We start from the raw sequence: 20647 nt of genomic DNA on the forward strand, positions 1-20647 counted from the left end.
ATGTGACTCACGCGTAATTTGAAACGTTTAACCTGAGGCTGAACCCGGTTTCAACGGCGCTGCCCGTCGAGAATTTCAGTCGCCACTACCGGGCTTTTCAGAGAAGTATTTCTCGAATTTCCCGGTCTCGCCGTCCAGCTCCTTGGCCTCCGGCATCGGCTCCTTCTTAACAGTGATATTCGGCCAGATGCTCGCATATTCCGCGTTGATCTTCAGCCACTTGTCGAGACCCGGTTCGGTATCGGGCTTGATCGCCTCGGCCGGACATTCCGGCTCGCAGACACCGCAGTCGATGCATTCATCGGGATGGATGACGAGGAAATTCTCGCCCTCGTAGAAACAGTCGACAGGGCAGACTTCAACACAATCGGTGTATTTGCAGCGAATGCAATTGTCGGTCACGACATAGGTCATGAAGAACTCCAGGATTTCCATGCGGGCGGGGCCGGGCAACCTGGAACGTCGCGCCTGTCCCCTGAGCCGGAGAAAAAGCGTGAACAGGCTTGGGAGGCAAGCACACTACCCGGCAGGTTGTGTGTGACGTATCGACTTTGCAGCAGGATTTCAAGGACAAACGATCTTCGAAAGGCTTATGGCAGGAAGAGTTTTCTAATCCTCGTCCGACATCAGCCTGTCGATTGCGCGTCGTTCCTTTTTCGTCGGCCTGCCGGAACCAGTCGCCCGGATTGCCTGTTCGTATGGGGTGAGGCGTTTTGTCTCATCTGGAGGCGGCGACAGGTCCTCATAGAGCAGCCGCGCCTCCTCGTAGGGGCCGCGTCTGTCGCCGGGCAGCCGAACGACGAGAATGACGTCTCGCCGCTCCAGCTTCAACTCGATGCGATCACCGACTTTGATCATTTGACTAGGCTGCGCGCAGCGTGAGCCGTTGATGCTGACATGGCCAGACTGGATATGGCTTTGCGCCAGCGAGCGTGATTTCGCCATACGTGTGAAAAACAGCCATTTGTCGATGCGCTGGCGCGAACCGCTTCCTGGCTGTGTTTCTCCGCCCATGATTACTTCTTCATCTGCTCCTTGAGCGCTGCAAGTTTGGCAAAGGGCGAATCCGGATCGATCGGCTTCTCCTTGCGCGGCGGCTTGGCCTCGAAACGCAGCGGCTGCGAATTGCCGCGGTTGTTGTTACGGTCGTTGCGGTCGCCACGATCCTTGCGATCACCACGGTCCTGACGGTCGCCGCGCTGCTCGTTGCGCGCCTGCTGCGGCCTGCCGCCATCACGATTCCCGCCTTCGCGGTTGCCGCCATCCCGGTTGCGGTTGTTGTGGCGGTTGCCATCACGGGCCTCGCCGCCCTCACCGCCGCCAGGACGGCGATTACGGTCGCCACGTTCCTGACCTTGGCCATGACCTTGGCCATGACGTTCGCCCTGACCTTGCCCGCCGCGGCGGTCGCCATGGCCGCGCGCCTGGCGCTGGTTCTCGTTGCGGCCACCGAGACGCCACAGAAGAACCGGCTTCGGCTCTGCAGCCTCAGCTTCAGCCTCGCTGACTTCAACCGAACCTTCGGCTGCCACAGGCGTCTCCGCAGCCGCAGGAGCGGCTTCGACAGCGGGCGTTTCTTCCGAAGCGCCATCTGCGTCGTCATGATCGGCCTTTTCAGCCGTTTCCTCTGCCACGGTCTCAATCGCCGTTACGGGAGCCGATGCCGCATCCTGCGTCGCAAGGAATGCTGCAGCCTCCTCGGCCTTTACCGCGTCTGCGCGATAGCCGAGACCCTTGAGGATCTCTTCCATGTCTTCCAGCGTCGCGCCGAGAATGGACAGCATCGCCGTCGTCGTCGTGAAGCGGCGGCCGTCATAAGCGCCTTCCGGACGGCTGGCTTGACCCGGCTTCCACTGCAAGAGCGGGCGGATGAGGTCGGCCAGACGCTCGAGGATATCGATACGCACCGCGCGCTTGCCGAGGAAACGGAAGCCGGCGAGCTTATAGAACATGCGCTCGAAGCTCGGATCGGTGACGACGGAGGTACGGCCGGCGGCCAGCACCGGAATGAGGTCGCCATAACCTGGCTTGTCGAGCCCGTCATTCTTCAGCGCCCAGAGCAGTGTGATGAGCTCTGCTGGCGCCGGCTTCAAAAGCGCCGGAACGAAAATGTGGTAGGCACCGAAGCGGATGCCGTAACGGCGCATGGAGGCGCGCGCATCCTGATCCAGAGACTTCACCTCTTCCGTCACGTCGCGGCGGAAGAGCACGCCGAGATTCTCGACGAGCTGGAAGGCGAGCCCCTTGGCAAGGCCCTGCAGGTCCTCAGCGCGCGACAGATCGTCGAGCGGCTTCAGCACCGTGCTGATATGATGATTGACGAAACGTTCGATACGGGCGGCGACATGATCGCGCGCATTGCCCGTAAGCTGCTCGTCGGCAAGCAGGATGACGCGCGGACGCATCACGTGATCGCTACCGGATAGACGTCCGACAGGGTCGCCGAGCCAACGCACAAGACCGTCCGAGCCGATCGCCAGATCGGCGTTGCCTGCCGCATGCAGGCGCGCGGCACGGGCTTCGAATTCAAGCGCGAGCGCCTTCTGCGACGCAGACTGAACCGCCTTGGCGTCCGGCCCATCCGTTCCACCCACAGGCGTAAAACGGAACCCGGTCAACTGCCCCACATGATGTCCTTCAACAAAGACATCGCCATTCACACTGATTTCAGCTTCCAGCATCGCATTCTCTCTCAGGCGCTTCATGAGCACAGATGTCCTGCGATCAACAAAGCGTTTCGTCAACCTTTCATGCAACGCGTCGGACAATCGATCTTCGATTTCCCGCGTCTTTTCCTGCCAGTGTGTCGGATCGGCAAGCCAGCCGGGCCGATTCGATACATAGGTCCAGGTTCTTATCTGCGCGATTCGCGCCGAAAGCGTGTCAATTTCTCCATCTGTCCGATCCGAGCGATGAACCTGTTCCGCGAGAAACTGCTCGTTTACCGTGCCATAGCGCACCAGATCGGAAAAGAGGGTAGAAATAAGATCGGCATGTTGCGCAGGCGTTATGCGCCGATAGTCCGGTAGAGCGCAAGCCTCCCAGAGCTTTTCGACGCGCGCCGGCGTGTTAGCGAGATCGGTGATTTCCGGATAGCGCGATAAATGGTCGAGCGCCTGCTGGTCGACCGCCGGCAGCGCCCGCGTCAGACCCGGCACGCGGGGTCCGGTCTCAAGGCTTGCCCGCAGGGATTGTATCGAGGAGAAATCGAGATCCTTGGTCCGCCACTGCAGAACCTTGATATTATCAAATTCGTGGCCCTCGATGCGCTGTACCAGCTCCTCGTCGAACGGCGAGACCTGGCCGGTTACACCAAAGGTTCCGTCGCGCACATGACGTCCCGCGCGCCCGGCAATCTGGCCGAGTTCACCAGGATTGAGATTGCGGAACTGATAGCCGTCGAACTTCCGATCCTGCGCGAAGGCCACATGATCGACATCGAGATTGAGACCCATGCCGATCGCATCGGTCGCAACCAGATATTCGACGTCGCCCGCCTGGTAGAGCGCCACTTGCGCATTGCGGGTGCGCGGGCTCAGCGCCCCGAGCACCACGGCCGCTCCGCCACGCTGACGACGGATCAGTTCGGCGATCGCGTAAACCTCGTCCGCCGAGAAGGCGACGATAGCCGAACGCTGCGGCAGCCGGGTGATCTTCTTCTGTCCCGCATAGAGAAGGTGAGAAAGCCGCGGCCGCTCCGTGACGGTTATCCCCGGTAGAAGCTGCTGCAAGATCGGCCGCATGGTACCGGCGCCAAGCAGCAGCGTCTCGTCACGACCGCGCAGATGCAGGATACGGTCTGTGAAGATATGGCCGCGCTCGAGGTCTCCCGCGAGTTGCACCTCGTCGATAGCAACAAAGGCGGCTTTGGTTTCCCGCGGCATCGCCTCGACCGTGCAGACAGAGAAGCGCGCATTCGGCGGCGAGATCTTTTCCTCCCCGGTTACCAGCGCAACATTCTGGGCGCCGACTTTTTCCACCACCCGCGTATAGACTTCGCGCGCGAGCAAGCGGAGCGGCAGGCCGATAACACCTGTGCCATGCGCCACCATGCGTTCGATCGCATAATGGGTCTTGCCGGTATTGGTCGGCCCAAGCACCGCGGTCACGCCGCGCCCGCTCAGTATCATCGGCTGCGAAGTCAGGGTCATGGTCCATGCAAGTGAGGCGGGGACGCCCCGGGTCAAGTCGGCTCCTGCGGGTAAGGCAGAGAACACATGGACAGCCGAAGCTCCAAACGCAAGGGCAGATTTGAAATAGACTTTGGATTGAGCATGGAAGTCACAGTCCGCTAAGTCCTTGATTTAAGATTCGGAACAGCTTGAGAACGAATCGGAGACGAATCGCTGACTCCGGCTGATTCAGCTTTTGTTCACGGCTAAGTATTGATTTTGAATCGCTTTTTTACACTAGATGCAGAATCGATAAATTCAGCGCGGGAGAGATTTCATCAACCGCGATTAACGCTTCTTGCCGAACCGTAAAGACCGCAAGATCCGATCCAGAATTAACGCTTCGACCAAATCCGGAACGAATCGGAGACGAATCGCTGATATCGAGACTTTCCCTTTTTGTTCACGGCGAGATGTTGTGGGCCTTTCGCCGCCGCCACCAAGATACGGTTCCACCAATTCGGGAGAGCCGGGCTGAAGCGCCAGATCGCGTTAATCTTTTACATGTCGAATTTACGATGCCTTAGACGCGGGCGTATGCAAACCGACGGACGATCGGCACCGATCAAAGCCGGAACGAATCGCTGACGAATCGGAGACATCACCACTTTCCCGCTTTGTTCACCACAACATGTTGTATTTAAACACATTTTTAACCATACAGAGAAAAGGCTGGGGCGTTCTTCGCCGACTTGGCTTTTGGCGAACCGGCTAAACTCCGCTTTGGAGAAATGACCGATAACGCCGCCGCGACATTCCGAGAGATTAGCCGGGAACAAAAATCGAAGATGCGTGTTTCTAGTCCAATCGAAATGAGGATGAGACAGGACAAACACCATGCTAGGCACGATACTTCTTATTATCCTTATTCTGCTATTGATCGGCGCCTTGCCGAATTGGGGTTATAGCCGCGGCTGGGGCTATGGACCTTCCGGTGGTTTGGGGTTAGTTCTCGTCATCATCATCATTCTTGTACTGATGGGCCGAATTTAAAAGGCCGGCAACCTGGGGAGTTAGACATGAAAAAGATTGTTCTTAGCTGCGCTCTTATCGGCGCTCTCGCATCCTGCACTCCGACGGAGCAGGGCACGGCGATCGGCGCCGGCACGGGCGCCATCATCGGCGGCGCCGTCAGCAACAGCTGGGGTGGCGCGGCAGTTGGCGCAGTCGCCGGCGGTCTGACAGGCGCACTGATCGGCCAGTCGGTTGAACGCCGCGGCTACTGCATCTATCGCGACCGTTACGGCCGCCGCTACGAAGCGCGTTGCCGCTAATAGACCCCGGTCCATCGGAAATTTTGAACGGGCGCTTCGGCGCCCGTTTTTCTTGCGCGCTTTTATCGTCAACATGGCGTTGACGATTGGTCGCTGAAGTCAAATCTACCGCGCCGCCGACGCCAGGCGCATATTCCCTTCAAGATCGCAAAGGGCAGAGCACCTGCCGCCCGCGAATGGAAAGGGACGCCATCATGGCCCAGATTCTGCTCAATTCCGCCGTCGCCGTCCTGATTGCCGCGGCCTTTCTCACGACAGCAATCGCCGCTCTCCGCAGCAAGGACCGCGCCCTCCAGAAGGTGCCAGTCAAGGCCAACAGACGGCATCATCCAAACGCCTGACACCATCAAAGAAACCGAAAACCGCGCGACGGCAACTATTCGAGCGCCCGTCCGCGGCAGAAACGGCCATGGACAGGATCATCGTGATCGCCGCCCTCTCACCATTGCCTTCGCGGCCTATGGTGCATCTGCCGGCCCGCATGACGGCACCGGCAGCTATGCCCACAATCAGAAGAAATAGGGCTCAGACGAAGAACTGACCGCCATTGGCCGTCAGCGTCGAACCGGTAATGAAACCGGCGTCGTCCGAAACGAGGAAAGTCACGCAACGCGCGATCTCCTCGGGTTCACCGAGGCGCCCGACCGGGATTTGCGGAATGATCTTCTCATTCAGCACCTTTTCCGGCACGGCCAGCACCATCTCCGTACCGATGTAACCGGGGCAGATGGCGTTGACTGTTATGTTCTTGACAGCGCCTTCCTGAGCGAGCGCCTTGGTGAAACCGAGGTCGCCGGCCTTGGCCGCGGAATAATTCGCTTGTCCCATCTGGCCCTTCTGCCCGTTGATGGAGGAGATATTGACGATGCGCCCGAAGCTGCGGTCGCGCATGCCGCTCCAGACATGATGCGTCATGTTGAAGAGGCCGGTGAGGTTGGTATTGATCACCTCGTGCCACTGCTGCGGCGTCATCTTGTGGAACATCGCGTCACGCGTGATGCCGGCATTGTTGACGAGGATTTCGATCGGACCGAGCTCGGCCTGGACCCTCTCGATACCCTCGCCGCAGGCGACATAGTCGGACACGTCCCACTTGAAGGCCGGGATGCCGGTGACATCGTGAAATGCCCTGGCCTTTTCGTCATTGCCGGCATAGTTGGCGGCAACCTTATAGCCGGCATTCTTCAGCGCCATCGAAATTGCCGCGCCAATGCCGCGCGTACCCCCAGTGACCAGAGCCACCCTGCTCATGTTCCGCTCCCCTGTTGTTGTCAGCCTGCTCTCAGGCAGGCCTCAAAAAACATGCACTGTACGCTATTTATATTGCCTCAAAGCACATCGCGACACCCATGCCGCCACCGATGCACAGTGTAGCCAGCCCCTTTTTGGCGCCTCGCCGCTTCATCTCGAAGAGCAGCGTGTTGAGGACGCGTGCACCCGACGCGCCGATCGGATGACCGATCGCGATCGCGCCGCCATTGACGTTGACGATGTCAGGGTTCCAGCCGAGATCCTTGTTGACGGCGCAGGCCTGAGCTGCGAAGGCCTCATTGGCTTCAACGAGGTCGAGATCGCCGACGGACCAGCCGGCCTTTTCCAGCGCCTTACGAGAGGCCGGGATCGGGCCTGTACCCATGACCTGCGGATCGACGCCGGCTGTTGCCCAGGAAACGATGCGGGCAAGCGGCTGGATGCCGCGTCGCGACGCTTCCGCTTCGCTCATCAGCACGGCTGCAGCAGCGCCGTCGTTGAGACCGGAGGCATTTGCCGCAGTCACCGTGCCGTCCTTGTCGAAAGCCGGTCGCAGCTTTGCCATGGCCTCCAGCGTCGCGCCGTAGCGGATATATTCGTCGGCATCAACAGTCACGTCACCCTTGCGGCCCTGAATGACGAAAGGAACGATTTCGTCCTTGAAGCGGCCCGCCTTCTGCGCGGCCTCGGCCTTGTTCTGCGAACCGACGGCGAACTGATCCTGATCATCACGCGAAAGCTGCCACTGGCGTGCGATATTTTCTGCGGTAACGCCCATGTGATAGCCATAAAAGGCGTCGGTGAGACCGTCCTTGATCATGGTGTCGATCATCTTCATGTCGCCCATCTTCACGCCGCCGCGCAAATGCGCTGCGTGCGGCGCCATCGACATGGATTCCTGGCCGCCGGCGACGATGATCTTCGCATCGCCAAGCGCAATCTGCTGCATCCCGAGTGCGACAGCACGCAGGCCGGAACCACAGAGCTGGTTGACGCTCCAGGCTGTCGCCTCCTTGGGAACGCCGGCCTTCATTGCGGCCTGACGGGCCGGGTTCTGGCCTTCACCAGCCTGCAGGACCTGGCCAAGGATGACCTCGTCCACGTCTTCAGGAGAAACACCTGCCCGCTCCAGCGCGCCCTTGACGGCCGCCGCACCGAGTTCGTGAGCGGGAATTGTGCCGAAAGCACCGTTGAAGGAACCGACAGCGGTGCGCGCTGCAGAGGCGATGACGACGGATGAACTGCTCATAGGGTGGTTTCCTCGTTTCTCGTCACACATATAAGTGGAAACTGACAAAGCTGCAGGCGCAAGTCAAATGCCAAGACTGTCCCGCCATCTGCTGCAGCGCCCTCGAATGGATTTATCCGTACGGGGAAAGGGCTTGCCGCATCGCACAAAGAGATTGTCACCGCCCTTCTTTTGCGTCTACAGTCTCTGGTGGAGGAGTATACATACAATCAGATGGGGGTTCGGAGACTGATATGGCAAAGACCGAGGGTCAGATCGTAATCAAGAAATATGCCAATCGCCGCTTATACAATACGGGCACCAGCACCTATGTGACGCTGGAAGACCTGGCGGAGATGGTGAAGAAGGGGGAGGACTTTGTCGTCCAGGACGCCAAAAGCGGTGACGACATCACGCATTCGGTATTGACCCAGATTATTTTCGAGCAGGAATCGAAGACCGGCAACACGCTGCTTCCGATCTCCTTCCTGCGTCAGCTCATCACCTACTATGGTGACCAGATGCAGATGGTCGTTCCGAGCTTCCTGGAGCATTCCATGCGTGCATTCACGGAACAGCAGTCGCAGATCCGCGAGCAGGTGAACCGCGCTTTCGGCGAAACGCCGCTCGGCAAAAACCTTCAGCTTCCCATGCAGATGATCGAGGATCAGGTCCGCCGGAACACCGAGATGTTCCAGCAGGCCATGCAGATGTTCTCGCCCTTCATGACGCCGCCGCCCAAGGAAACCCGCAAGGCGGAGGCCAAGGACATCGACGAGCTGAAGGAACAGCTTCGCGCGCTGCAGAACAAGCTCGACAGCCTATAGGCCGATCGAGACGTCCCGGCCGGCGCTGCGGATCGACACTGCAAAGCCGCCGATCACGTCGATCAGCGCAATGGTCATCAGAATGAAGAAGACCTGGGTCGCCGCGTCCCGGACGAGAAGAAACTCGACCAGGAAGGCGATGAAGACCAGCATCGACAGCATATGATTGATCAGGTTGCCGGAACCGTTCCGGGTCGCCTTCAGGATCTCCAAGAAAAGCACGACGAGCGCCACGACGATGAAGAGATCGCCGAGCGCCATGCTCCACATCGCGCCTGAGAGCATCGACAGCACGACCACGTCGTGCTGGAGCGAGGGAATTCCGCCACCACCCATCAGGCCCAGCATCGCCAGATTGTAAAGAATAAATGGAATAACCATCAGCGGTATTGCGGTAATCATGCAGAAAAATCTCCCTAACCTCCAGGGAATACTGCCTGACATTACCGTCTCACTTCAAGGCATCGAAGATTATGATATCTTGAAAAGAAAAAGGCCGGCGTCAAGCCGGCCTTCAAAGCTCTCATCGGACAAGCCGCATGGAATTTATGCGTTTTCCTTCGGCGTCAGAACCTGGCGGCCACGGTACATACCGGTCTTCAGATCGATATGGTGCGGGCGGCGCAGTTCGCCGGAGTTCTTGTCTTCAACGTAGGTCGGAGCCTTCAGCGCATCAGCCGAACGGCGCATGCCGCGCTTGGACGGGCTCGTTTTTCTCTTCGGTACAGCCATTTCTCTTACTCCACTTGCGGGCAAAACATTCCCACGGCCAGACTGGCGGCCGAAACGGACATGTCGCGATTTCGGAAATTTTGCGCGCTTATACATGCAAGGGGCGACCTTGACCAGTCCCCATATGGATTTTTTGCGATGCGGCTGATTCTCTGATCAGACCTCGTCTTCCGGCACGATCCACGGCTCGGCGCGGGCCGCCTCTTCCCATCTCCGCCAAGCCGGGTGCGCCTTCATCGCATCCATATAGGCCAGTGTATCCTTGCCGCTGACGAGATCATATATATCGAAGCGATTAACGACGGGCGCAAACATCGCGTCTACCCCGCTGAATTCACCGAAGAGGAACGGGCCACCGGATTTTTGCAGAAGATCGCGCCAGATCGTCTCGATACGGCTGATATCGGCGGAAACCCCGTCGGGAAGTGCGATCTTGCCTTTCGGCCGGCGGATATTCATCGGGCAGGCGCTGCGCAATGCCCGGAAACTCGAAAGCATCTCCAAGGAAACCGAACGGCCAAGCGCCCGCTCGGCACGATCCCCAGGCAGCAATCCTGCTTCGGGAAAAAGCTCGGCCACATATTCGATAATCGCGAAGGATTCCCAGATCTTCAGCGCACCATGCTGCAGCAGGGGCACATGGCCGCTCGGCGAGACCGCCTTGATGTTGGGGTTACCACCTGGATAGTCGAAGGGGATCAACACCTCCTCGAAATCGATGCCGACGCCCATCAGCGCCATCCACGGCCGGAACGACCAGGAAGAATAGTTCTTGTTGGCGATGTAAAGCGTCAGCTTGTTCATGGTGTTCTCCTGTCAGGGTTCGAAATCGAAAATCAGCACTTCGTGGAAGTGGTTCATATCCTCGAACACGCAGAAGGCCGGCGGATTGAGTTCCAGCACAGGCGCCTTGGTGCGGATATACTCTGTCACCTCGTCGAGCATTGCCTGCCAGCGCGGCAGTGCCTTGTCTTCCAGCCGCTCGATCGGGTAGGCAAAGGTCATGTGGAACTTGTAGTGCTCATGGTTGGGCTGACGATAACCCAGGAGATCTGCGAATGCATCGCGCCAGGCGCGCATCACCTTGCGGTCACCCTCTGTCGCGCCATCGAGAAGCAGGCCGGACGGACGGGCTTCGACGATCGCTACCTTGAAGGGATCGAACATCGTGAAACCTTCGAGCCGTGCCGCCATGAGCTCCGTCATGTCATCGATCGGCGCATCGAGTGGAATATCATCGGGCCAGTGGTTCTTCTTGCGGCCGGTCTCGATCACGCCTTCGAAAAGCGTCATGTGGAGGCTGGTGATCGGAGTGAAGATGAATTGCGCTGCCTCCGGCATCGCCAGATATTTCTCACGCGCTTCGATCAGCACCTGCAGCGTTTGTGAGCCCCTCGGGGGATGGCAGACGATCGTGTTGCCCTGCTCCGGCAGGAAGCCCGCGAGTTTGCGGTAGCGGGAGCCGAGATGCGCTGGCGGAGCGGGATTGTGGGTCTTCGAATAGTGGAGAAGCTCGGGCGAAAGCGTCGTAGATGTCATGGGCGACTCGGGGCTTTGGTTGCTGATGTATCGCCCATATGGCAAAACCAAGAATGTCAGATGACGCTTGCCTCTTCCAACGACACGTTCTGATATCAATCATAGATGCACTTGATGTAATCGCCCGAACCCTGCGCCCGCCGCTCGATGAGCGCAGCAAGCCTGCGCAGGCCTCGCCCGGGTTTTCCGGCATTGCGGTCGATCGGGTTCGGCAGAGAAACCGCAAGCAACGATGCCTGTCGGCGTGTAAGTTTCGAGGCAGGCACCTTGAAGTGATATTGCGCAGCCGCCTCGATACCGTAGATGCCCGGCCCCCATTCGGCGATATTGAGATAAATCTCCATCAGCCGCCGCTTCGACCAGACGAAATCGGAACCAACGGCCAGTGGCAGTTCCAATCCCTTGCGGATGAAGGAGCGGCTGTTCCAGAGGAAGAGGTTCTTCGCCGTCTGCATGGGGATCGTGCTGCCGCCGCGAGTCTCCTGGCCCTTCAGCGTGTCTTCGACCAGCATGCGCATCTCGCCCCAGTCGACGCCGCCATGAAAGCAATATTGCCCGTCTTCTGACATCATCACCGACTGCACGAGAACAGGCGCGACGTCATCGATCGACACCCACTGCCGGTCGTAACCGCGCAGAAGCATGAGATCGCGCAGCATCAGCGTCGAAACCGGATGGATGAAGGGCAGCAGATAGACAAAAATCAGCACATAGGGCAAAAGCAGTACCGCCAGAACGGCAAGAACAATGCGTTTCAGCACCTGACGGTCTCCAAGCCAACGCCGGTGAACCGGCGCCTCGACGCTTTCCTCTGTCTGCGGCGCTATATCCAATGTCCCAGTCCGATTTCGCCCTGGTCGTTGTCATACCGCCTGAAAACCCGCATTGCCAGAGTGCGGCGGAAATCTTGACGCGGTGATCGACAATTCCGTTGCCAGCAGCCGTTCTGCCGTGCCAAAGAGCGCGCATGGACGCAAAGCGGGAAACATTCGAGACACGGTTGAAAAGCAGTGCCGCCGAGATCGAGGCGCTGCTCGATCTCCTGCTCTCTCCTACCGTACTGTCCGACGAGATCGCTCGTCCCGACCTCCTGCGTAGCGCCATGCACTACGCCGTCCTGAATGGCGGCAAACGCCTGCGCCCCTTCCTCGTCGTGGAAAGCGCAGCACTTCTCGGCGGCAACAGGCAGGCCGCGCTTCGCGTCGGTGCGGCACTCGAATGCATCCATTGCTATTCACTCGTTCACGACGATCTGCCGGCTATGGACGACGACGACCTGCGCCGCGGCAAGCCGACCGTACACATCAAATTCGACGAAGCGACCGCCATTCTGGCCGGCGACAGCCTGCTGACCTACGCGTTCGACATCATCGCCGCCCCGGAAACTGACCTGCCGGACCGCAGCAAGACGGAACTTGTGTTGGCGATCGCCCGCGCCGCTGGCCTCGGCGGCATGGCCGGCGGACAGGTCCTTGATCTTGCAGCGGAAACGCAGACGCCCAATGAAGCTGGCATCATTCGCCTGCAGGCGATGAAGACGGGCGCGCTGATCCGCTTCGCCTGCGAGGCCGGCGCCATCATCGCCGGCGCGTCTGGGCAAGACCGTGAGCGCCTGCGCGGCTTCGGCGAAAAGATCGGCCTCGCCTTCCAGCTTGCCGACGATATTCTCGATCTGACTTCCGATACCCAGACGATGGGCAAGGCGACCGGCAAGGATGCCGCCCGCGGCAAAGGAACACTCGTGGCGCTCCACGGTATGGAATGGGCGGAGAAGCAGTTGCGCCGGCACGTCGAGGACGCGGAAGAGCTGCTTGCTCCCTACGGCGAGCGCGCCGCATTGTTGATCACCGCAGCCCACTTCGTGGCCGAACGCAAGAGTTAGACAGAGAAAAGACTGCGTCATCCAGCCCTGAAGGCTGGAGGTCATCGAAAAGCGGAATGATTACTCCGCCGCCGTCTTCCGGCCGAAGCGCTTCTCGATATAGTCGATGACGAGCGCCTCGAAATCCGAAGCGATATTCGGGCCGCGCAGCGTCAGGGCCTTCTTGCCGTCGATGAAGACAGGGGCAGCCGGCGTCTCGCCGGTGCCGGGGAGCGAAATGCCGATATCGGCATGCTTGCTTTCACCCGGTCCGTTGACGATACAGCCCATGACCGCGACATTGAGCGCTTCCACGCCCGGATACTTCTCGCGCCAGATCGGCATATTCTTGCGGATGTCACTCTGGATGTTCTGGGCGAGTTCCTGGAACACCGTCGAGGTCGTGCGCCCGCAGCCCGGACAGGCCGCAACGACAGGCACGAACTGGCGGAAACCCATGACCTGGAGCAATTCCTGCGCCACCTGCACCTCGCGGGTGCGGTCACCGTTCGGCTCCGGCGTCAGCGAAATGCGGATCGTATCGCCGATGCCGTTCTGCAGCACATAGCCCATGGCAGCCGAAGAAGCGACGATGCCTTTCGTACCCATGCCGGCTTCGGTCAGGCCGAGATGCAGCGCGTGGTTGGAACGTTCGGCAAGCATCGAATTGACGGCAATCAGATCCTGAACCTGGCTGACCTTTGCCGAAAGGATGATGCGGTTGCGCGGCAAGCCGATCTCTTCGGCAAGCTGGGCAGACAGCAGCGCTGACTGCACGATCGCCTCATGCGTTACCTGCCGGGCAGAAAGCGGCGATCCCTCGGCCTGGTTCTTGTCCATCAGCTGCGTCAGCAGTTCCTGGTCCAGCGAACCCCAGTTGACGCCGATGCGCACCGGTTTGTTGTAGCGGATCGCCATCTCGATGATTTCGGCGAACTGCTTGTCCTTCTTGTCCTTGAAGCCGACATTGCCTGGATTGATGCGGTATTTCGCCAAAGCCTCGGCGCAGGCCGGATGATCGGCAAGCAGCTTATGGCCGATATAATGGAAGTCGCCGATCAGCGGCACATCCATGCCGAGGCGCGCCAGGCGCTCGCGGATCTTCGGCACGGCGGCAGCACTTTCGTCACGGTCGACGGTGATCCGGACAAGCTCAGAACCGGCGCGATGGAGCGCGGCCACCTGGGCGACGGTGGAATCCACATCCGCCGTATCGGTGTTGGTCATGGATTGCACGACGACCGGCGCCCCGCCGCCGACGATGACGCCGCCGACATCAACGGCAACGGAGGCGCGGCGCGGTTTCGGATCGAAATCGAAAGCAGACATGAAGAGCTCTTACACCCGGAAAACAGAGCCTTTCAGGTGGATCAAGCCCGCAGGCTTGTCAACCGCCCCGTATATCACTTTTGTTTGGAGGCGGCTCAGTGGCCGCCACCGGAGACCCCGTCGGCATAACGCGCCAGCTTGGAGAATGCGAGAACCACGACTAGCAGCATCGGCAGCGCCATGAAGACAGCCGCAAAGCCGACATGTTCAGCCACGAAGCCGATCACCGAAGGCGCAACCAGCATGCCGGAATAACCCATGGTTGTCACGACGGAGATAGCGATACCGGGCTTCAGGCCGGGAATATTGCCCGCCGCCGAAAAGGCGATCGGCACCATGTTGGAAATGCCGATCCCGCAAAGCGCGAAGCCGAGGATGGCAATTTCCGCATTTGGCGCAAGGCTCGCAAGTAGCATACCGGCAATCGCAAACAGGGTGCAGATACGCAGCGTCTTGACGCCACCGAGACGGTCGCGAACCAGGTCGCCGGCAAAGCGCATGGTCGCCATGGTCGCCGAGAAGGCCGCAAAGCCGAGGCCGGAGAGGGCGACCGACGCACCCATTTCCTGCCTGAGATAGAGCGCACCCCAGTCCAGGACCGCACCTTCCGGCACCATGCAGAATAGCGCCATAATGCCGAGCAGCCACGGCAGCGGCACCATCGGCAGCTTCGTCTTCTCCTTCTTGGTATCAGGATGCGGCGGGTCGGCCAGGATCATCGGCCAGGCGATGGCAAGGAAGATCGCGGCAAGCACGGTCGCCAGTTCCGCGTGGCCAAGAATACCGAGTTTGGAGATCACCAGGCCGCCGAGACCGGAACCGATCAAACCGCCGAGACTCCAGAAGGCATGGCAGGACGACATAATGGCACGGCGCATGGATTTTTCCACCGCCACGGCATTGGCGTTCATTGCCACGTCCATCGCGCCGATGAAACCGCCGAACAGAAAGAGCGAGATCGCCCCTGTGATGACGTTGGGAGCCAGCGTCAGCGCCAGAAGCATCGGCAACAGGCAAACGGCCAGTACCTGCACGACAACCCGCGAGCCATGCTTGGCGATCTGCGCGCCGGCGATCGGCATCATGACGAGCGAACCGAGGCCGAAGACCAGGATCATCAGCCCGAGTTCGAACTTGGTGAGATCAAGCCGTTCGGCAAAGTCAGGAATCTTTGGCGCCCAGCCGCCGATGACGAAACCGTTCATGAGAAAGAGCAGCGAGACCGCCGCTCTGTTGCTGGTGACAAAGCTGCTCCGCACCCTCGGAGCCACGCTCACGTTATTATCCATTTCCTTGTCTTTCCTCTCATCGGGCTTGACTACCCGATCCCCATAAAAGGAGGGACGGCCTCAAGCCGTCTTCTCCGCAACGATCGTCCGGCACCCGCGTGCACGGTATTCCTCGAGCATGAGAGCATCGGCGTCATGCTCCACGACAAGGCATTCGCAATGCGCGACCGGCAAAACGCTGTGCGGCGCTGCTGTGCCGAATTTTTCCGATGTGGCCGCAACCATGACCCGCTTGCTCCTGGATGTGGCGAACCGCTTGAACTCCGCATCCTCGAAGCCGAACGCTGTCAATCCTGCCTCGATATCGACGCCGCAGGCGCCCAGAATACAGAGGTCGGGCGAAAGCTGCTCCATGTCGCGCAGGGCCTTGGCGCCGAGCGAGCCACCGGTTTGACGGTCGACCAGGCCGCCGATCAGGATGACGTTGACTTCAGGTTTTTCGATCAGCGCCGCAGCGATCACCGGTGCATTCGTCGCTGCAGTCAGCGGCAAGTCAGCCGGCAACGCATTGGCGATTGCCAGATTGGTGCTGCCGGCATCGAAGAAAACCGTCATGCCGGCGGCGATTTCGCCTGCAGCGGCGCGCGCCAGAGCCTGCTTCCGGTCGGCAGCAAAACTCATGCGCTGGGTCAGGCTCCCGCGCGCCGGCGAGACCGGCAACGCTCCACCGTAGACCCTTTCGCAGAGGCCTGCTGCAGCCATCTCGCGCAGGTCACGCCGCACCGTGTCTTCAGAGACTCCGAATTCGAGCGCAAGCTCCGCAGCCAGCACGCGGCCATGCGTCTTGAGCCGCTCGGAAATCACACTCTGACGTTCTCGCAACAGGAAATCCTGCATGTTCCTACCGGATCAATCTATCAACACCTATAATCATGCATAAACGCTGACGATCGTGCATGCAACATGCACGGTCACACGTTTTCTGACATTGTGAAACGAAGCTCCACCAGTAGGGCGAAATCTGGCCTATTGACCGGCTCCAAGGGCGCGAATATCGATCGGGCATTCCCGATTCCTGCCGGCATATCCCGCCTCTGGTGCATTCCCGTGAAAAACTCCGTCAGCTTGGGCATCGCGCTCACGACAGCAGCCTATATGGCGTTCACCTTCCATGACGCGATCGTCAAGGTTTTGACATCAGCGATCCCCGTCTGGCAGATCCTGTTTTTCCGCAGCCTCACGATCCTTGTCGGCTGCCTTGCCTATGGCCGCGGCAAGCTTGTCCATCAGGCTGTCACCTCTTCGATCATCAAACCGATGATCGCCCGCAGCATCCTGCTGCTCTGCGCTTGGCTTTCTTACTATACCGCCGCACGCCACCTGCAACTCGCCGAAGTCACCACCCTTTACTACGCCGCTCCCGTCGTCGGCACCGTGCTTGCCTGGTTCATCCTGAGAGAAGAAGTGACACCCGCACGTTGGCTTGCGGTGGGCGTCGGCTTCGTGGGCGTGCTCATCGCCTGCAATCCCGTCGGCCTGACCATCTCCTGGTCAGTCTATCTGGCGCTGCAGGCAGCCGTGCTCTGGGCATCGGCCATGGTGCTGCTGCGTAAGACCTCGCTGCATGAGAAGACCATCGTCCAGCTAGCCGTCTCCAATGTCTTCTTTCTCATCATGACCGGCATCGCCGTCATCTATACCTGGCAGACGCCGACTCTCACACAACTCGGCTTGCTCATCGGCACCGGCGTCGTTGCCGGCTGCGCCCAGTTCGCGCTTTTCGAAGGCATGCGTCAGGCGCCGGTTTCGGTGCTCGCACCCTTCGAATATACCTCGCTCGTCTGGGCCTTCATCCTTGGCTACATGATCTGGGCCGACATTCCGACGTACAATGTCGTTGTCGGCGCGATCATGATCCTTGGAGCAGGTTTGATCATTATCGTCAGCGAAAGACTGCGCCATCGCGCGACGGCCTGATACCGGTTTCAGCCGGATTCGTAACCAGAATGGCGGCTTGAGAAAAATATTCGCAGTTGCCGCTTTTATTTGCAGTTTTCTACGCTTCCGATGCCGCAATTTTCTGCGATGTATCAACCATCCGAACACGCTCTTCCCAAGGATGGATAGAACAATGAACTGGTTGAAAACCGTCGCCGCCGCTGCCCTCATTCAGGCTGCAGCCCTTCTGCCTGCCCATGCCGGCGAAAACCTCGGCGCCATCAAGTCTGCCGGCGTCTTCAAGATCGGCACGGAAGGCACCTACGCCCCGTTCACCTATCATGACGAAAGCGGCAAGCTCGTCGGCTTCGACGTGGAGATCGGCGAAGCAGTCGCCGCCAAGCTCGGCGTCAAGGCAGAGTTCGTTGAAGGCAAGTGGGACGGCCTGATCGCCGGCCTCGACGCCAACCGCTATGACACGGTCATCAACCAGGTCGGCATTACCGATGCGCGCAAGCAGAAGTACGACTTCTCCGAGCCCTATATCGCTTCCAAGGCCGTTCTGATCGTCCGTGACGGCGACGACAGCATCAAGACCTTCGCCGATCTCAAGGGCAAGAAGGCCGCTCAGTCGCTGACCAGCAACTTCGGCAAGCTCGCCACGGAAGCGGGCGCCGAACTCGTCGGCACCGACGGCTTCGACCAGTCGATCCAGCTCGTGCTGACGAAGCGCGCCGATGCCACGATCAACGACAGCCTTTCCTTCCTCGACTTCAAGAAGCACAAACCGGACGCTCCGGTGAAGATCGTCGCCCAGCAGGAAAATGCTGACTATTCCGGTATTATCATCCGCAAGGGCGAACCGGAACTGCTCGAAGCGATTAACAAGGCGCTCGCCGACATCAAGGCTGACGGCACCTACAAGAAGATCGCCGACAAGTATTTCGGCCAGGACGTTTCCAAGTAAGTCCTGACACCGGCGGTTTCGCGCTGCCGCCATATCATCTATAGCTGCATGAGAAAGCGTCCGGCGAACACTCGCCGGACGCGTCTTTTCTTGAGGACACGCCCTTGCCGCACTGGCTCCAACTGATGGCGGAATCGCTTCCCTCGCTCCTCTGGGCGGGGCTGATCTTCACCATCCCCTTGACCCTGCTTTCCTTCGCCTTCGGATTGATCCTAGGCCTGATCACCGCGATCGCCCGTCTCTTCGGACCAGAACCTGTTGCAGCCATTGCCCGTTTTTATGTCTGGGTCATCCGCGGCACGCCTCTGCTCGTCCAGCTCTTCGTCATCTTCTACGGCCTGCCGAGCATCGGTATCTTGCTCGATGCCTTTCCGGCGGCCCTGATCGGCTTCACGCTGAATATCGGCGCCTACAGCTCCGAAATCATTCGCGCCGTCATCTCCTCCGTGCCCAAGGGCCAATGGGAAGCGGCCTATTCGATCGGCATGAGCTGGCGTCAGGCCATGAGCCGCACCATTCTGCCGCAAGCCGCCCGCGTAGCCGTGCCGCCGCTGTCGAACACCTTCATCTCGCTGGTCAAGGACACTTCGCTCGCAGCCGCCATCACCGTGCCGGAGCTCTTCCAGGCCGCGCAACGCATCGTCGCCACCACTTACGAGCCATTGATCCTTTATATCGAGGCAGCACTGATCTATCTCGTCCTGAGCTCCGTGCTCTCAACGCTGCAGCAAAGGCTGGAACGCCGCTTCGCGCGTTATGGCGGCATGCTGGAGGCAAATGCATGATCGAGCTTTCCAATATCGAAAAGCGCTTCGGTGACGCCGTCATCCTGAAGGACATCAGCATCCGCATTCCGGAAGGCAGCGTTACCGCTCTCGTCGGCCCGTCCGGCGGCGGCAAGAGCACGCTGCTTCGCTGCATCAATCTCCTGGAAATCCCGACCGCAGGCGTAATCCACCTCGGCGAAGAAACGCTTTCCTTCGCACCCGGCAAGCGTGTCGGCTGGCAGGCAATCCAGAAGATCCGTCGCCAGACTGGCATGGTGTTCCAGAACTTTCAGCTATTTCCGCATCAGACGGCGATCGAAAACGTCATGGAAGGTCTGGTCACAGTCCTGAAATGGCGAAGGGAAAAGGCGCGCGAACGCGCCATGGAACTGCTGACCAAGGTCGGCATGGCACACAAGACCGATGCCTGGCCCTCGACGCTCTCCGGCGGCCAGCAGCAGCGCGTGGCAATCGCCCGCGCTCTCGCGCCTTCGCCGCGCGTATTGCTCTGCGACGAGCCGACGTCTGCGCTTGATCCGGAACTGTCAGCGGAAGTGGTAGACGTGCTGGGCCAGCTTGCCCGTGAAGGCACGACCATGGTCATGGCGACCCATGATCTTCGCCTCGCCTCCAAGATTGCCAATGACGTGGTTTTTCTGGAAGCCGGCAGCGTGGTGGAAACGGGCAGCGCCAGGGCGATCTTCAATACGCCGGAGAAGGAGCGCACCAAGCGCTTTATCTCCACCATCAATGCGGCGCACACTTACGATATCTGAGCAATGCCGGGATGCGAACATCCCGCCACACGGAAATTCCAATTAAGCGGCCGTGACGACGGCGCGGGCTGCCTTCAGCGCATTGCCCCACCAGGTCAGCTGATCGAGCAGGTTCTTGGCGGCTTCGTTCAGATGCGCGTAGTCGCCGAGGTTCTTGCCTTCCTTGAGAACCGAAAGATATTCGCCGAACGAGATGTGAACGGCCGTCTTGACGGAAGCCGCGCTCATTTCGACGAAGACCAGACGAAGATGCTCGACCGCGCGTGCGCCACCGACGCCGCCATAACCGACAAAGCCGACCGGCTTCTGGATGAATTCGCCGAGATCGATCGCGTTCTTCAGAACGGCCGTCGGGGCATGATTATATTCGGCGGCCGTGAAGATGAAGCCATCGAATTCGCGTAGCTTCTTCTTCCAACGCTCGGCGGTTTCGCTTTCCGCCGCGGTGGCACGCGCTTCACCGAAGAAATGCATGGGGTAGTCGAGAAGATCGAGAATTTCGACTTCGAGTTCGGAACGCTGACCGACGAGTTCGGCGATCCACTTGGCCGGATGCTCGGCGAAACGGCCAATGCGCGTGCTGCCGACGATGACGGCAATCTTCAACTTGCTCATAGAGATGCTTTCCTGATTGGGCTTGGGGGCTGGTGGTGAGAGCGGAATTCTATGAGAAAGCCTCCTCGCCCGGCAAGGCGAGAAGGCTGCTAACTCTCAGAAAAATCAGCTTTTTAACAAGCCAATCGGACACAATCGGGTG

The 20647-nt window shown here is 59.6% G+C and carries 23 protein-coding genes; 9 read left to right on the forward strand and 14 right to left on the reverse strand.

Features of this window, described 5'->3' with window-relative positions:
• Positions 1-75: 75 nt before the first annotated feature.
• The 3 genes from fdxA to FHT82_RS20315 all read right to left on the reverse strand — a co-directional run bounded on the left by fdxA (position 76) and on the right by FHT82_RS20315 (position 4151).
• The gene (fdxA, locus tag FHT82_RS20305) at positions 76-414 is read right to left on the reverse strand and encodes a ferredoxin FdxA (protein ID WP_183734486.1); all 339 of its coding nucleotides are present in this window, start codon (positions 412-414) and stop codon (positions 76-78) included.
• A 195-nt stretch (positions 415-609) separates the two neighbouring features.
• Positions 610-1014, reverse strand: a complete 405-nt coding sequence (locus FHT82_RS20310) for an RNA-binding S4 domain-containing protein (protein WP_183734487.1) — start codon at positions 1012-1014, stop codon at positions 610-612.
• A gap of 2 nt (positions 1015-1016) precedes the next feature.
• Entirely contained in the window at positions 1017-4151 is a 3135-nt protein-coding gene (locus FHT82_RS20315; RefSeq protein ID WP_183734488.1) for a helicase-related protein, read from the reverse strand.
• 858 nt (positions 4152-5009) lie between these two features.
• Here FHT82_RS20315 and FHT82_RS20320 point away from each other — a divergent pair.
• From FHT82_RS20320 to FHT82_RS20330, 3 genes are all read left to right on the forward strand, one after another.
• Entirely contained in the window at positions 5010-5165 is a 156-nt protein-coding gene (locus tag FHT82_RS20320; protein WP_017962528.1) for a DUF3309 family protein, read from the forward strand.
• A gap of 26 nt (positions 5166-5191) precedes the next feature.
• Positions 5192-5446 carry a YMGG-like glycine zipper-containing protein gene (locus tag FHT82_RS20325; protein ID WP_007825452.1) on the forward strand — a complete coding sequence of 85 codons (255 nt, stop codon included), beginning with the start codon at positions 5192-5194 and terminating at the stop codon, positions 5444-5446.
• 194 nt (positions 5447-5640) lie between these two features.
• On the forward strand, positions 5641-5787 hold the full coding sequence (locus FHT82_RS20330; RefSeq protein WP_183734489.1) for a hypothetical protein: 147 nt from the start codon (positions 5641-5643) through the stop codon (positions 5785-5787).
• A 184-nt stretch (positions 5788-5971) separates the two neighbouring features.
• On the opposite strand, the gene FHT82_RS20335 is transcribed toward FHT82_RS20330, so the two are convergent.
• Positions 5972-6697 (reverse strand): beta-ketoacyl-ACP reductase, encoded by a 726-nt coding sequence (locus tag FHT82_RS20335; RefSeq protein WP_183734490.1) that lies wholly within the window; start codon positions 6695-6697, stop codon positions 5972-5974.
• A gap of 67 nt (positions 6698-6764) precedes the next feature.
• Positions 6765-7946, reverse strand: coding sequence for an acetyl-CoA C-acetyltransferase (locus FHT82_RS20340; protein ID WP_183734491.1), 1182 nt, complete (start codon positions 7944-7946; stop codon positions 6765-6767).
• 233 nt (positions 7947-8179) lie between these two features.
• Between FHT82_RS20340 and phaR the strand changes: the two genes are divergently transcribed.
• Positions 8180-8752, forward strand: a complete 573-nt coding sequence (phaR, locus tag FHT82_RS20345; RefSeq protein ID WP_183734492.1) for a polyhydroxyalkanoate synthesis repressor PhaR — start codon at positions 8180-8182, stop codon at positions 8750-8752.
• Here phaR and FHT82_RS20350 read toward each other — a convergent pair.
• The 5 genes from FHT82_RS20350 to mtgA form a co-directional block, all read right to left on the reverse strand.
• Complete coding sequence (locus tag FHT82_RS20350; RefSeq protein ID WP_183734493.1) at positions 8747-9154, reverse strand: hypothetical protein; 408 nt, start codon at positions 9152-9154, stop codon at positions 8747-8749. The two genes, phaR and FHT82_RS20350, sit on opposite strands and share 6 nt — an antisense overlap.
• A 144-nt stretch (positions 9155-9298) precedes the next feature.
• On the reverse strand, positions 9299-9484 hold the full coding sequence (rpmF, locus tag FHT82_RS20355) for a 50S ribosomal protein L32 (protein ID WP_026186748.1): 186 nt from the start codon (positions 9482-9484) through the stop codon (positions 9299-9301).
• 156 nt (positions 9485-9640) lie between these two features.
• Positions 9641-10288, reverse strand: coding sequence for a glutathione S-transferase family protein (locus FHT82_RS20360; RefSeq protein WP_183734494.1), 648 nt, complete (start codon positions 10286-10288; stop codon positions 9641-9643).
• Positions 10289-10300: 12 nt separating this feature from the next.
• Positions 10301-11023 carry a DUF1868 domain-containing protein gene (locus FHT82_RS20365; protein WP_183734495.1) on the reverse strand — a complete coding sequence of 241 codons (723 nt, stop codon included), beginning with the start codon at positions 11021-11023 and terminating at the stop codon, positions 10301-10303.
• Between the two features lie 95 nt (positions 11024-11118).
• A complete protein-coding gene (gene mtgA, locus FHT82_RS20370; RefSeq protein ID WP_183734496.1) occupies positions 11119-11856 on the reverse strand; it encodes a monofunctional biosynthetic peptidoglycan transglycosylase in 738 nt (245 codons plus the stop codon).
• A gap of 134 nt (positions 11857-11990) precedes the next feature.
• On the opposite strand from mtgA, the gene FHT82_RS20375 reads away from it, so the two are divergent.
• Positions 11991-12905 carry a polyprenyl synthetase family protein gene (locus FHT82_RS20375; protein ID WP_183734497.1) on the forward strand — a complete coding sequence of 305 codons (915 nt, stop codon included), beginning with the start codon at positions 11991-11993 and terminating at the stop codon, positions 12903-12905.
• Between the two features lie 60 nt (positions 12906-12965).
• Here FHT82_RS20375 and ispG read toward each other — a convergent pair whose 3' ends face one another.
• The 3 genes from ispG to FHT82_RS20390 all read right to left on the reverse strand — a co-directional run bounded on the left by ispG (position 12966) and on the right by FHT82_RS20390 (position 16339).
• Positions 12966-14213, reverse strand: coding sequence for a flavodoxin-dependent (E)-4-hydroxy-3-methylbut-2-enyl-diphosphate synthase (gene ispG / locus FHT82_RS20380; protein WP_183734498.1), 1248 nt, complete (start codon positions 14211-14213; stop codon positions 12966-12968).
• A 95-nt stretch (positions 14214-14308) separates the two neighbouring features.
• Positions 14309-15502: an MFS transporter gene (locus tag FHT82_RS20385; protein WP_183734499.1), complete on the reverse strand. Its 1194-nt coding sequence runs from the start codon at positions 15500-15502 to the stop codon at positions 14309-14311.
• A gap of 60 nt (positions 15503-15562) precedes the next feature.
• Positions 15563-16339 carry a DeoR/GlpR family DNA-binding transcription regulator gene (locus FHT82_RS20390; protein ID WP_183734500.1) on the reverse strand — a complete coding sequence of 259 codons (777 nt, stop codon included), beginning with the start codon at positions 16337-16339 and terminating at the stop codon, positions 15563-15565.
• Between the two features lie 132 nt (positions 16340-16471).
• Between FHT82_RS20390 and FHT82_RS20395 the strand changes: the two genes are divergently transcribed.
• The 4 genes from FHT82_RS20395 to FHT82_RS20410 all read left to right on the forward strand — a co-directional run bounded on the left by FHT82_RS20395 (position 16472) and on the right by FHT82_RS20410 (position 19890).
• The gene (locus FHT82_RS20395) at positions 16472-17419 is read left to right on the forward strand and encodes a DMT family transporter (protein ID WP_183734501.1); all 948 of its coding nucleotides are present in this window, start codon (positions 16472-16474) and stop codon (positions 17417-17419) included.
• Positions 17420-17573: 154 nt separating this feature from the next.
• Complete coding sequence (locus FHT82_RS20400) at positions 17574-18347, forward strand: amino acid ABC transporter substrate-binding protein (protein ID WP_183734502.1); 774 nt, start codon at positions 17574-17576, stop codon at positions 18345-18347.
• 104 nt (positions 18348-18451) lie between these two features.
• On the forward strand, positions 18452-19132 hold the full coding sequence (locus FHT82_RS20405) for an amino acid ABC transporter permease (protein ID WP_183734503.1): 681 nt from the start codon (positions 18452-18454) through the stop codon (positions 19130-19132).
• A complete protein-coding gene (locus FHT82_RS20410; RefSeq protein WP_183734504.1) occupies positions 19129-19890 on the forward strand; it encodes an amino acid ABC transporter ATP-binding protein in 762 nt (253 codons plus the stop codon). The genes FHT82_RS20405 and FHT82_RS20410 overlap by 4 nt, the downstream gene beginning before the upstream one ends.
• A gap of 42 nt (positions 19891-19932) precedes the next feature.
• On the opposite strand, the gene FHT82_RS20415 is transcribed toward FHT82_RS20410, so the two are convergent.
• Complete coding sequence (locus tag FHT82_RS20415) at positions 19933-20505, reverse strand: NAD(P)H-dependent oxidoreductase (RefSeq protein WP_183734505.1); 573 nt, start codon at positions 20503-20505, stop codon at positions 19933-19935.
• Positions 20506-20647: the final 142 nt, after the last annotated feature.

It is taken from the genome of Rhizobium sp. BK275 (assembly GCF_014193555.1).
GTDB lineage: Bacteria > Pseudomonadota > Alphaproteobacteria > Rhizobiales > Rhizobiaceae > Rhizobium.